The organism is Pedobacter sp. BG31, from assembly GCF_042464845.1.
GTDB classification, from domain to species: Bacteria; Bacteroidota; Bacteroidia; order Sphingobacteriales; family Sphingobacteriaceae; genus Pedobacter; species Pedobacter suwonensis.
Genome location: NZ_JBHNZK010000010.1, coordinates 1 through 13,982 on the forward strand (window position 1 = coordinate 1; position 13,982 = coordinate 13,982).

A 13,982-nucleotide genomic window follows, 5' to 3' on the forward strand; every position below is an offset into this window, starting at 1 on the left:
ATTCAGTCAGGCATTCTGTACTTGAATACGTACTTCATTACCTCACTGCGCTACATTGACATCTCTTTTAAGAACTTATCGACTGTTGTTGCCTCGCGGCCCGTCTTTATATATCTCCAGATTTCAGTTTGTTCAGGTCTTCTTCGTCCTGAACGTGTTTCCCTCTGTTTCAATCTTTTCTGTTGATCGCCGTAACATCCGCTACCTGATCATTTTTTGTTTTCCCTTAGTTTCCGTTGGGAGTGCAAAGGTAGGAATCTTTTTTGAACTTCCAAATAAAATAATTTTTATTTTTCTGTTTGCTTTTTCTTCTCTCCCCCTGTTTCAATATGCCGGTGTTGACCAGCTTTCCGCTCTTCCGAACCGGGCTGCAAAGGTAGCAATCTTTTTCTCTTAAGCAATATTTATTTTAAAATAATATCGCCCTCCATCTCTCTAAGCCATCTTTTCAACAGATCCCTTCCTCCGAAGCGGGATGCAAAAGTAGGAAAATTCTGTAAAACACCAAAGGATATTTATTAAATGTTGTTCATCTCAGCGTAAGTGAATGGTTTTCAAAGGGAAATATTTTTCGACCGGCCAAAACAATTATGCCTTTTACCTGTTTAGTACCATCCTGAACAGTTCCAGGATCTGATAAGGTCAGGTAGCCAGGATGACGGATCGGCTGGAGAAACCCATTAAAGCTTCTGAAGTCCCCCTGCGCCCGGCCACTTGAAACTTTGGAAGAAACTGCCCACCTAAACCCGATAGCAGCGGAAAACCCGCAGCGCAGCGAGGATTTGGAGCAAATAGCGGGAACATGCTTATATAGTACCACTGACCCTGCTTTGCTAAAACCAACAACAATATATATACATATACGAGCGACGATATGTATATATGTTAAAAATTGTTAACTGTATATTTGTACTGAATTGCTTTGCATAGCTTAGCGGCCAATTGTTTTTATTGATGTTATCGTATTATTAATTATCTTTGCAGAATGTTTAAAGTTAAACACTTAATTATTTTAGTATTTATTACCGCTTTGGGTATTGCGGGCTGTAAAAGTCGTTTCGAGAAATTGAGGGCGAGCAATGACGTTGCAAAAAAATACCAAGAGGCACTTCGTTTGTATAATAAACGCGATTACAGTAAGGCATTAGTACTTTTTGAGGACCTATCTCAAAAATACCGTGGCCGTGCAGAAGCAGAAGACCTGAACTATTATTATGCTTATACCCTTTATAGATTAAGTGACTATACCACAGCGAGGTACCAGTTTAAAAGTTTTGCAGACACCTACCCGGCAAGTAAGAATGCTGAAGAAGCCAGATACATGGCAGCATACTGCTATTACCTGGAGTCGCCAAATTTCTCTTTAGACCAGGAAAATACTTATAAAGCTATTGATGCGTTACAATTATTTATTAACCTATACCCTACCAGCGATCGTGCTGCTGCTGCCGGAAAATATATTGCGGTATTAAGGGGAAAGTTAGAGGATAAAGCCTTTGAAAATGCTAAAATGTATTTAACTACAGGACCAAGTAATGTAGATAATTATAGAGCAGCTGTTATTGCCTTAAAAAATGCACAAAGAGATTATCCAGACATTAAGTATGCTGAGGAAATGGATTTCCTGATGATAAAGGCACAATATTTATACGCAAAAAACAGTTACATCATCCGTCAGGAAGACCGTTACAATGAAGCACTTTCTTTATATACTGAATTTACGGAAAACCACCCTGACAGTAAATTTGCTAAAGATGCAAAAGCGCTTAAGAGTGATGTTGAAGCAGGAATTGCGGCTACAAAAAAAGAATTGGCATTATATGCTGCTGATCAGGAAAAATACAAGCAGATGTTGATTAGAACAGGTAAATTAAAGGATACTGTTTCTACAAAACCAACGAATGCAGATAATACGGATATTAAAAACAAGTAACAGATGAATACTAACAAACCTGCTGTACCTAATACTACAGTAACCAGAAACGTACACGATTTAGATAAAACTACTGATAACTTATACGAATCGCTAGTGGTAATTGCGAAAAGGGCAAATCAAATTTCGAACAACGTTAAAGAAGAGTTACACGGTAAACTGGCAGAATTTGCTTCTAGCAACGATAATTTGGAAGAAATTTTCGAAAACCGTGAGCAGATTGAGATCAGCAAGCATTACGAGCGAATGCCAAAGCCTGTTTTAGTTGCTATGGATGAGTTTTTGAATGGCAAAGTGTACCACAGAAACCCTGCTAAAGAACAAAAGTAACTGCATAGCGCATAGCGTTTAGGGCAAAGCGTTTAGCACTACGCTCTATGCTCCATGCCTTATCTACTCTGCGCATTATGCTAAAAAATAAAAATATAATCCTTGGCGTTTGCGGTAGCATCGCGGCTTATAAGTCGGCATTTTTGGTTCGGCTGTTCGTAAAAGCTGGCGCAAACGTAAAGGTTATCCTTACCCCTGATGGTGCTCATTTCATTACACCACTTACCCTTGCTACGCTTTCTAAAAATCCGGTTTACACACAATATTTCGAAGAAGAAACCGGCGTATGGAGCAATCATGTTGAACTGGGCTTATGGGCCGATTTACTTATCATCGCTCCGATAAGCGCCAATACTTTAGCCAAACTGGCAACAGGTATCTGCGATAATTTATTAACGGCTGTTTATCTTTCGGCAAAATGTCCGGTTTACGTAGCCCCGGCTATGGATCTGGATATGTGGAAACACGAAACAACCCAAAGCAACATTAGTCGTGTAACCAGTTTTGGTAACACGGTTATTGCTCCGGCTAACGGCGAACTGGCCAGCGGACTTTGGGGAGAAGGCCGAATGGCCGAGCCGGAAGAAATTGTTACTTTCCTGGATAATTCTGTGAAGAAATCGTTACCCCTGTTTGGCAAAAAGGTAATGGTAACCGCTGGACCTACTTATGAGGCTATCGATCCGGTACGTTTTATAGGCAACCATTCTTCAGGTAAGATGGGTTTTGCCCTGGCTGATGAGTTGGCCAAACTGGGTGCTGATGTCACTTTAATTGCCGGACCAACTGCCCAAAAAGCCAGTCAAATGTTAAAAAGGATAGATGTGGTAAGTGCGCAGGAAATGTTTGAGGCCTGTACCACTGCTTTTGAAGAAACAGATATCACTGTGATGTGCGCAGCTGTGGCCGATTATCGGCCTAAGCAGGTTGCTACGCAAAAAATTAAAAAACAGGATAGCGGATTGTTTTTGGAACTGGAAAAAACAACAGATATACTTGCTTATTTAGGTAAGGCAAAAAAACCGCAACAGATTTTGGTTGGATTTGCTTTAGAAACCAATGACGAAGAGAATTATGCCAAAGGCAAACTGGAAAAGAAAAATCTAGACCTGGTGGTGCTAAATTCTTTGAATGATAAAGGAGCAGGTTTTAAATCAGATACCAATAAAATTACTATTTTTAACCAAGCTTTAGAACGGACTGTATTTGAAATGAAATCCAAAACAGATGTTGCAAAAGATATTTGTACTGCCATTTTAAAAATTGTGAAATGATAAAAAAGATTGTTTGGATACTGATATTGGTGGGGTTTGGAAAGCTACAGGCGCAAGAACTAAATGCTCGGGTAACCTTACTGGCTCCCCAGGTTTCGAACATCAGCAAACCAACTTTAGACGCTCTGCAAAAAACAATCCGCGATTTTTTGAACAACAACAAATTCAGCAACGAAAGTTATAAGCCGCAGGAGCGTATAGATTGTAGTTTCGTCATCACCATCAATTCGTGGGATGGTGGCTCTGGTTATACCGCCGAAGCGCAGATTCAAAGCAGCCGCCCCGTTTTTAACAGTTCTTATAATAGCACTTTGTTAAATATGAGTGATAAGAATTTCGATTTCAACTTTAACGATGGGGCTACAATCGACTTCTCTGACCAGAATTATATTTCCAATATCAGTGCGCTACTCACCTATTATGCCTACACCATTATCGGGATGGATAAGGATAGTTTTAGCAAAATGGGTGGCACTCCTTTTTATAAAAAAGCACAGAACATCATCAACCTTGCACAAGCCTCGGGCAATACCGGGTGGAGAGCTGCCGATGGCTTACGTAATCGTTTTTGGTTTAATGAAAATGTTTTAAACCCCATATTTGCAGAACTGCGCAATTTCATTTACAGTTATCATTTAAGCGGACTTGATCAGCTAACCGATCAGGATAAGGGCTTAGCGCAAATTGTTGCCGCCTTGCCCGCACTACAGCAAATGGATAAACAGAAACTCGGCTCTATCTTTCCTAATGTTTACTTTGCTGCCAAAGCCGAAGAGGTAACCAATGTACTTTCTAAACTTAATGGACAAGAACGTATGAAAGCCTACAACATGCTGGCAGAAATTGATCCGGCAAACATTGGTAAATATGAAGGGCTGAAGAGGAATTAGTTTTTTTGATCAAGGAGTTAATGTATGGTGGTAGCTCAAATATAATTTCTAAAAATGACGAAAAGATTTTTATTAGTTGCGATGTGTCTTTTACCATTAAGCTTGCTGGCACAATCTTCATTCAGCATTAAAGGATTTGGCAAGGCTTATAAAGATGGCGATAAAATCTTTTTATCCTTTCGGCAAGGCCCTCAATTAATTGAGGATTCTACTGTAGTTTACAAAGGTTCTTTCGAATTTAAAGGAACTTTTAACACTAAAGTTAGAGGTTATATTTGCAGAAATGATAATCCCCGTTACGCGAACGAGCTTTTTGATTCTTTTGATGTTTATATTGAGGAAGGCCAGATCATACTTAAGTCACCAGATACCTTAAACAACTCCATTATTTCTGGAACTCAGTTAAATAACGATTATGCCAAACTACATGGCTTATTAAAACCTCTTTACAATAAAAGGAAGAAGTTAAAAAATCCAGATGAACTAAAAGCTGACACATTAGTAACCCTGAATAAAACGGAAACTACTGATTTAGATAACGAAATCATTTTGCAACAGTTTAACTTTATCGATGGCCATCCCCGTTCGTATGTAAGTTTATTAACATTGGGTCAGCTAGCGCGTACAAGCAAAAATTTACCACGGGTAGAACAGAGTTTTGCTAAATTAGCTACAGTACTTAAAATGATGCCAGAGGCTAAGGAAATAATCAGAAGGATTACAGAAGGTAAAAAAATCACTGTAGGAATGACGGCAAAAGACTTTATCCAGAATGATATAAATGGTAATCCGATCCGACTTTCATCTTATCGGAACAAATATGTCCTTGTCGATTTTTGGGCTTCGTGGTGTCTACCCTGTAGGGAAGAAAATCCTAATGTTTTAGCTGTTTATCATCAATATAAGGAAAAAAAATTTACTGTTCTCAGCGTATCGATCGATGTATTGGCGAACAAAGCCAACTGGTTAAACGCCATTAAAGAAGATCAACTACCTTGGACGCAGGTGTCTGATCTTAAAAAAGAAAATGAAGCTGCTAAACTTTATGGCATTACTTCAATACCTTCAAATGTTCTTATTGACCCTAACGGAACAATCATTGCAAAAGATATTAAGGGAAAAGAACTACGCGATAAAATGGCTGAATTATTAGGTGCTAATAAGTAATTATATTGATACGGGTTAACTGGCTAATTGTTTAAATCGGTTAATTGTACATCATATGGTTAATCGCTAGGTAGTTTCTCTATTTGTTTGTGATTAATGTTAGAAAAGCAATTTCAGCGTTTCAATTAAAGGCAGTCCTGCTTTCATTTATACGCCTGCAGGCCTTACACACAGGCCGGTATTCACATCAATCAGGTTTAATCACGCAAACTGGTTTTTCATAGGGCAGGTTCCTTTTTAATGCCCAATAATAAGGATACATCCTATCAGATACTTCGTGCAAAAAAGTTAACCGATTAACCAGTTTCCACAATTAGCTGATTAAAAAATTTGTTATAATATTTTGATATTACGAATATCTTCGTACATTTGAATACGAAACAATTCGTACAACTTGTAACATATGGATAATTATAACATCAAACCTACGGAAGGTGAAATGGAAATCCTCCAGGTGCTTTGGCAAAAGGGGAATGCAACGGTAAGAGAGGTTCATGAGTCGTTAAATAAAAAAGACTCTGGTTACACCACTACTTTAAAACTGATGCAGATTTTGCATGAGAAAGGCATGGTGGACAGAGATACTACCCAAAAAACACACGTATATAAAGCACTTGTTAGTCAGGATAAAACGGAAAAACAACTGGTAAACAAAATGATCGATAATGTATTTAACGGATCTGCAGCGAGACTGGTGATGCAGGCCCTGGGTAACCACAGCGCCAGTGCAGAAGAAATTGACGAAATAAAAAAATATTTGGATAGCCTAAAGTAAGGCTATTGCTGAAGGTTGGAAGGTGTAGGGTTTAGATCCCTAATAAACATTAAGATTTCGGATGATATCCGTATAAAAAATTAAAATCACCGTTATGGAAACTTTATTACAACAGTTCATCAAAGCATTTGGCTGGAGCATCTTAAATTCACTTTGGCAAAGCGCCATCATTTATGGCATCCTATTTATTATCATGCTTGGCATCCCAAAACTAGCCGCAAAACATAAGCATAACCTTGCTTTTGGTGCCATCATTTTAATGTTTATCGGCTTTGGCTATAATTTCATACACTATTTAATGCTACATGCATACACGCATGTACCAGAAATCAAAGCTCAGGATATACAGGTATACCAATACCTTAATAACTTACCACCAACCTTTGGCAGCAAGGCAGAGCAATACTTCCCTACAGTAGTTATATTCTATGCCATTGGTATTGTGCTTCAGTTGTTTGTTATTATTAAAGGTTATGGACAGCTTTCCAAACTAAAAAAAGAAAGTTTAAGTGCAATACCCGATAGCTGGAAAGTTATTTTTGATCATGTAACGGCCCGGCTTAAAATTAACAAAGCTATTCAGTTTCACATTTCTTCTATTGTTAATGTGCCTTTAGTTATCGGTTATTTGAAACCTGTTGTATTATTTCCACTGGCCCTGGTAAACCAATTAGACAATGACCAGGTGGAAGCGATACTCATTCATGAATTATCACATATCAGAAGAAACGACTTTTTATTAAACCTGATTAAAACAGCTATTGAAACCCTATTATTTTATAATCCATTTGTATGGATGGCAGGGAGGTTTATACACATTGAGCGCGAGCATGCCTGCGATGACCTGGTATTAAAGATTACCGGAAAGCCATTGAATTATGCCCATGCCCTACTTAAACTGGAACTATTAAAAGACAAAAACAGTCCGGCTTATGCATTGGCGGCAACAGGCAAAACCCAGAATTTGTATCAACGCATAAAAAGAATAACCAACATGAAAACAAATTATTTAAACGCCAAACAGCAAATGGCAGCCCTGACCTTAGGAGTAGCTTGCCTGTTTTCTATTGCCTGGATCAATCCAACAGAAAATAAAAAAGACACCCAAAAAACAAAAATTGAAGTCTTAAGTGTCATCAACCACAATGATCTGAAAACCGTTCTTTACACGGATACCACGAAAAAACGTAAAATCAAAATTGTGACCATTGATGCTAATGGTAAAAAGACCGAATATAACTCGGTAAAAGAAATGCCGGATAGCCTAAAGAGAGATTTTTACAGGGACGAACTGTTTGCAGGTAAAAATATTTATAGACTGCGTGCTGATAGCAATTTTAAATTTAAATTAGACGATTCGCTGTTATTTGCCAAAATCAACAAGGAATTCAACTCTCCTGAAGCACAAGCCAAGTGGAAAAAATTTGGTGAAGATATAGCCAAACAATACAATTCTCCAGAAGCACAAGCGAAGTGGAAAAAGTTTGGTGAAGATGTGGCCAAACAATACAGTTCGCCAGAAGCACAGGCCAAATGGAAAAAGTTCGGTGAAGATGTGGCCAAACAATACAGTTCGCCAGAAGCACAGGCCAAATGGAAAAAGTTTGGTGAAGATGTAGCCAAACAATATAGCTCACCAGAGGCGCAGGCGAAGTGGAAAAAATTTGCTGAAGATATGAACAAACAATTCTCGTCGCCAGAAGCACAGGCACAATGGAAAAAAATAGGCGAAGATCTGGCGGCTACGATAAATACTCCGGAATTTAAGGCTCAAATTGAAAATCTAAGCGTAAAGACCTTAAAATCAGGAAAAGATTATCAGCTTTCAGACGGTATTTTTCTAAAATTGAATGATGACTCGAATAATAAAGTGAAACAAACGGAAGAGTATAAAAAATTGAAAGAAAAATTTGACAATGAGGTAAAAGAATTAAAAGAAAAAATTGAGCAGAAAGAGAAAAAGGAAAAATTTGAAGGTAGTAATAAAAGCTCAAAGCTTAATCCAGCAGTTATTTTGTATCAAAATAAAGATTTTACAGGTGCCGATAAAGCGCTTAATACGTTAAATGCGGTGGTAACCTATAAAAAATCAGACTTTACAAATGCTGACCAATTGGCCTTAAAAACTTATCTTAAAGTACCCAACTTAAAAATTGTCAATGACAATACTATTAACATTGCTATCAAATAACAACACATAAACCAAACAAATCATAAACGGCGAAGATTATTCTTCGCTGTTTTTGTTTTGTAGAGTCCTGTTGAATAAATTTTAATATTTTTGCTTAGCATGCTACAAAAACTTTCTATACGTAATTACGCATTAATTGATAGTCTGGATATCGAATTTGATAAAGGCTTGAATATTATTACAGGTGAAACCGGCGCTGGTAAATCGATCATACTTGGCGCATTGTCGCTAATTTTAGGTCAGCGGGCAGAAAGCAAGTACTTTTTTAACCAGGACAAAAAATGTGTTATTGAAGGCAATTTCACTTTGGCAGATGAAAACCTGAAAAGTCTTTTTGAAGAAAATGATCTTGATTTCTCAAACGAAAGCATCCTGAGGAGAGAAATATCAATAGATGGCAAAACAAGATCATTCATTAACGATACGCCTGTAAATTTATCCATCCTAAAACAGATTGGCGAAAAGCTGATCGACATCCATTCACAACATGCTACACAGGAAATCAACGATACCGATTTTCAACTGTTGATTGTAGATGCACTGGCCAACCATAAATCATTGTTGACCGACTACCGCCGCGGATTTAAAAAGCTTAAGCAAGATAGCAGCCTGTTAAAGAAACTGGTAGCCGAAGCAGACGAAGCCAGGAATAAACAGGATTATGAACAGTTTCTGTTCAACGAGCTGGAGCAGGCAAAACTACAGGATGGCGAGCAGGAAGATTTAGAACAGGAATTAGAACGGTTAACCCATGCAGAAACCATAAAAAGGGCGTTACTCGCCACTTCCGGTTTAATTAGCGAAGGTGAGCCTTCTGCTCTCCAGATTTTAAAAGAAGCTTCATTACAGTTACAAAGTATCGAAAAATTTGATCCCGCAATCAATGTGCTATATGAACGGTTACGCTCCTCCATTATCGAAATAAAAGATATTGCCGATGAGGTTTCTGGAATAGAAGAAAATACCATCCACAGTGCCGATCGTTTAGAAATTGTTAATCAACGGCTGGATCTTTTTTATTCACTGCAGCAAAAACATCGGGTTGCTAATAATACCGGATTATTAGCATTTCAAAAGCAACTGGAAGAAAATCTGAACAAACTCTTATCTTCTGATGAACATATCGAAAACCTACAGAAAGAAATAGATCAACTTCAAAAAGTACTACTTCAGCAGGCCGGACAGTTAAGTGCCAACCGCAAAAAAGCGATTAAAGTAGTTGAAGAACAAACCAGTTTGACCTTAAAAAGAGTGGGCATGCTAAATGCAAAACTGGTTTTAGATCAAAAAGTATTTAGCGAATTAAATAAAGATGGTTTAGACGAAATAAACCTGCTATTTACAGCTAATGCTGGTCAGGCGCCCGCACCGGTAAATAAAGTAGCGTCTGGTGGCGAGTTATCGCGCTTAATGCTAGCCATTAAAGCTTTACTGGCTAAACATACTTCCTTACCGACCATTATTTTTGATGAAATTGATACCGGAATTTCCGGGGAAACTGCGCTAAAAGTTGGAGAGGTCATTTCCGATTTAGGCCAGAACATGCAGGTAATCTCCATTACACACCTGCCACAGATTGCGGCCAAAGGCAGATCACACTATTATGTTCATAAACATGAAGACCGCGGAAAAACCACTACTGCCATCCGTAAACTTAAACAGGAAGAACGTATTGAGGTAATTGCCGAAATGTTAAGTGGTAAAAATCCGGGTGCATCGGCTATAGAAAATGCAAAAGAACTATTGGCTTAGTTTATTATCCTGATCACCACTAACAATTTCATATTATCAGACAGGCCTCAATAAGAAAAGCACTAATAATTTTACATTATGAATTAAATATAAACTAATAAATTAGTTTATATTTATACTATGAAATCTTTTTCAGTTTTATTCTTCTTATTGGTCGTTAAAATTTGTTTCGCCCAACAAAATTACGTGCTTTCGGGGACAGTTAAAGATAAACGTGGTGAAGTTTTACCTGGTGCAGGTGTATATGTAAGTGGTTATAAAATGGCTACGGTAACAAATAATAATGGCAATTATACTCTTCCTTTAAAACCTGGAAACTACGATATTTTAGTACAATTAATCGGCTACAAGACGGTAAATAAAAACATTATTATAGCTGATAAGGCGATTAAACTCGATCTGGTTCTAGAAGAAAGTATCACCCAGTTAAGCGAAGTTACCATTAAACCAGATCCGAACAGGGCCCATTATATCGCCATGTTCAAAGATTTTTTTATTGGTACTACGCCAAATGCCCTACAGTGTAAAATGATTAATCCGAATGTGCTATTGGTTGATTACGATAGAGAAGAGGCGAAGCTCACGGTTAAGACAAATCAATTTCTAATTATTGAGAACCAGGCATTGGGATACCGGATAAAATACCTGGTCAATAATTTTGAATACAGTAGCCGAACGAAAATCATCTATTATGAAGGATTTCCTTATTATGAAGATTTAAAAGGATCGGACCGGAAAAAAAAGATATGGGCAAAGAAACGCTTAACCGCTTACCTGGGTTCCCCACAGCATTTTTTTACATCACTTTACAATGGCAGGGCAACTGAAGAAGGTTTTATCATTAACAAATTAATTACCCAGCCAAATCGCGACAAGCCGGCCGATAGTATCATAAACGCAAATATTAAACGTTTAACAAAACTGCAGGGAGGCTTATTACAAAAAAAAATAAACTTTAATCATGGAGACTCACTCAGCTATTGGATCAGACAGAAAAACCTCCCTGATGGCATTTCCATTTTAAGCCGCCGTCCTGTTGCACAAGACACCTTGGTTCATATCAAAAACCAAAACGTCAAAAGCATAAACTTTACTGATAAACTTTATATTATCTATGCTAAAGAAAAGGAAGATCCATTATTTGCCAACCGTATTGGCCTATCCATCAACAGGCCTTTGGATATGCCCGATTATCAGGTATCGACCATTACCCTCCAAATAGCACCGGTATATTTTTATGAGAATGGTGGAATCTATAATCCACGCGCTATGCTTTATGCCGGCTATTGGGGATGGGAAAAAATTGCAGATAGCGTGCCAATGGATTATTTACCGCCGGTTGATGTGAAAAAATAGGAATGTAGTGTTTCGATATCCGGGCTTAGCCGCTCGCCAGGATTTGAATAAAATATTTTTTTTGGAACGCAGGTGCACTGCTAATCGGTTCCGACCGTCCCGCCCTTTGTTACAAATCCTCGCCCTCATGCTTCGGGCTGTGGGTTTTTCACTACGGTCGGGTTTAGCTGGCAGTGCCTGTAACACGATTAAGGGTTTTGGGACCGTGCTATTAGTACTGGTTGTGGTTAAATAAAACCGACAGCGTAAGTTAACCTGCTATGTGGCGCGGCACAACGGGACCAAAAGCGATGGCGGGACAACTACAGCTATGAAAAACGAAACTTTTGTTCCAAAACAAAAAGATAATTCCTTATCAGAATGCCTTAATGATTAACTTGAAAAAGATTCTTCGCTAGGCTTAGCACGACAGCAATTTATTATTTACCTGAACTCGATAATTATTTAATTAAAATACTGCCTTATAAACGACCCATCCCTGGTCGATTCGTCATGCTGAACTTGTTTCAGCATCTTTTTAGCAGGAAAGACCCTGAAATGAATTCAGGGTGACGGCCTCTTAATCAAATAACCGATATAAGTTAACGAAAGACAATATTAATAATCGAACTCAGGTTATTTATAATTATCTGGGCTTAGCCGCTCGCCAGGATTTGAATAAGATATTTTTTTTGGAAAGCAGGTGCACTGCTAATCGGTTCCGACTGTCCCGCCCTTTGTTACAAATCCTCGTCCTCATGCTTCGGGCTGTGGGTTTTTCACTACGGTCGGGTTTAACTGGCAGTGCCGGTAACACGATTAAGGGTTTTGGGACCATGCCATTAAAATGCAACAGGCTAAATCAGGCCTGGTTTGGATAAATTGCGTGATAAAAGATCCTTCGTTATACACGCGGGGAAAGTGGCATTGACGATCCATATCAAATGTTAAATTTGTTAAAAAATTTTAGCGATTTTAATAAATATTCTGCCTTTTGGGTACATTCGTCTCCATGATTAAAAACCTCTTAGTAGCCTGTATACTGATCATGTTGGCTACTAATGCCATTGCTCAAAATACCTTCTCAATCAGTGGTGTAGTTAGGGATAAAAAAGATGGATTGCCTGGCGCGAGTATCTACTTAAGCGGATATAAGATTGCAACAGTTGCCGATAACGATGGAAAATTTAAACTTTCAAATCTAAAGCCCGGCAGTTACGACCTGCTTGTGCAGCTTGTTGGCTACCTCCCCTATTCTAAAAGTGTTATCATTTCTGATAAATCAGTTCAGGTAGAGCTGGTTTTGAAAGAGAATGTTGCACAGCTTGATGAAGTGGTAATCAGGGCTGACCCGAACAGACAGAAATATATCAACCAGTTTAAAGAGTTTTTTATTGGTAAAACACCAAATGCAGCGCAATGCAAGATATTAAATCCGCAGGTTCTGAATGTAGATTTCGATATTACCAAAAGTACGTTAACAGTATCTACTACCGAATTTTTAATTGTCGAAAATAAAGCATTAGGTTATCGCCTAAAATATATGCTTGATCATTTTGAGTATAATTCCCGGACACACATCATTTTTTATTCTGGCCATCCCTTTTTTGAAGAATTAAAAGCTTCGGCGGCGAAAAAGAAGAAGTATGTTGCGGCAAGAGAAGTGGCCTATTACGGCTCATCACAACATTTTTTCCGCTCACTTTACGCCAATAAAACAAAGGAAGAAGGTTTCATCATTAATAAAATGATCAAAATTCCCAATCCTAATCGATATCCGCAATACGTGATCAATGCCAACTTAGAAAAAATTAAAGCCGTACCTGAGAAAACAGGTATCCGGCAAATGAAAGGGAAAATAGATACCGCCTTACTTGCTTTTTGGACGAAACAACAGGAAATGCCTAAAACCATTGATAAATTTTCGAGGGCGGAAGTGCTTACGGATACTTTAGTACATCACTACAACCAGAATTTGAAATACCTGAGCTATACTGATGCCCTTTTGATTCAGTATACCAAGGAGAAAGAATCTCTTGCATACGCCAAAACAGGCTTCTGGATCTTCAGGCCACTGGATGTACCGGAAAATGAAATTTCAGTAGCGAATTTAACCGGCGAAGGTGTGCGTTTTTACGAGAATGGTGGCATTTACGATTCCCGTTCGTTGCTTTATGAAGGTTACTGGGCATATGAAAAAGTGGCCGATATGGTACCAATGGATTATATTCCACTCCCAAAGAAGGAATGATGGACGATAAGATGTGAGCGGTAAGACGGAAAATGGATGATCAACTCTAAAATTAATTGTTGAAAAGTAACCACAACTGGTACT

General features: G+C 38.2%; 10 protein-coding genes. All 10 read left to right on the forward strand.

The features are described from left to right. Window positions 1–985: 985 nt before the first annotated feature. The 10 genes from ACFE6N_RS13280 (at window position 986) to ACFE6N_RS13325 (ending at window position 13,898) form a co-directional block, all read left to right on the forward strand. A complete protein-coding gene (locus ACFE6N_RS13280; protein ID WP_378937174.1) occupies window positions 986–1,933 on the forward strand; it encodes an outer membrane protein assembly factor BamD in 948 nt (315 codons plus the stop codon). A 3-nt stretch (window positions 1,934–1,936) separates the two neighbouring features. Then, window positions 1,937–2,263, forward strand: coding sequence for a DNA-directed RNA polymerase subunit omega (locus ACFE6N_RS13285; protein WP_090988294.1), 327 nt, complete (start codon window positions 1,937–1,939; stop codon window positions 2,261–2,263). Between the two features lie 77 nt (window positions 2,264–2,340). Further along, the gene (coaBC, locus tag ACFE6N_RS13290; protein ID WP_378937176.1) at window positions 2,341–3,537 is read left to right on the forward strand and encodes a bifunctional phosphopantothenoylcysteine decarboxylase/phosphopantothenate--cysteine ligase CoaBC; all 1,197 of its coding nucleotides are present in this window, start codon (window positions 2,341–2,343) and stop codon (window positions 3,535–3,537) included. Continuing rightward, window positions 3,534–4,427: a DUF4835 family protein gene (locus ACFE6N_RS13295; protein ID WP_378937179.1), complete on the forward strand. Its 894-nt coding sequence runs from the start codon at window positions 3,534–3,536 to the stop codon at window positions 4,425–4,427. The genes coaBC and ACFE6N_RS13295 overlap by 4 nt, the downstream gene beginning before the upstream one ends. Window positions 4,428–4,481: 54 nt before the next feature. Next, window positions 4,482–5,594, forward strand: coding sequence for a redoxin domain-containing protein (locus ACFE6N_RS13300; protein ID WP_378937181.1), 1,113 nt, complete (start codon window positions 4,482–4,484; stop codon window positions 5,592–5,594). A gap of 403 nt (window positions 5,595–5,997) precedes the next feature. After that, complete coding sequence (locus ACFE6N_RS13305; protein ID WP_378937183.1) at window positions 5,998–6,369, forward strand: BlaI/MecI/CopY family transcriptional regulator; 372 nt, start codon at window positions 5,998–6,000, stop codon at window positions 6,367–6,369. Between the two features lie 94 nt (window positions 6,370–6,463). Next, window positions 6,464–8,560 carry a M56 family metallopeptidase gene (locus ACFE6N_RS13310; protein WP_378937185.1) on the forward strand — a complete coding sequence of 699 codons (2,097 nt, stop codon included), beginning with the start codon at window positions 6,464–6,466 and terminating at the stop codon, window positions 8,558–8,560. 99 nt (window positions 8,561–8,659) lie between these two features. Further along, on the forward strand, window positions 8,660–10,312 hold the full coding sequence (gene recN / locus ACFE6N_RS13315; protein ID WP_378937187.1) for a DNA repair protein RecN: 1,653 nt from the start codon (window positions 8,660–8,662) through the stop codon (window positions 10,310–10,312). Between the two features lie 120 nt (window positions 10,313–10,432). Then, on the forward strand, window positions 10,433–11,668 hold the full coding sequence (locus ACFE6N_RS13320) for a carboxypeptidase-like regulatory domain-containing protein (protein ID WP_378937189.1): 1,236 nt from the start codon (window positions 10,433–10,435) through the stop codon (window positions 11,666–11,668). A gap of 991 nt (window positions 11,669–12,659) precedes the next feature. Further along, entirely contained in the window at window positions 12,660–13,898 is a 1,239-nt protein-coding gene (locus ACFE6N_RS13325) for a carboxypeptidase-like regulatory domain-containing protein (RefSeq protein ID WP_378937191.1), read from the forward strand. Window positions 13,899–13,982 lie beyond the last annotated feature (84 nt).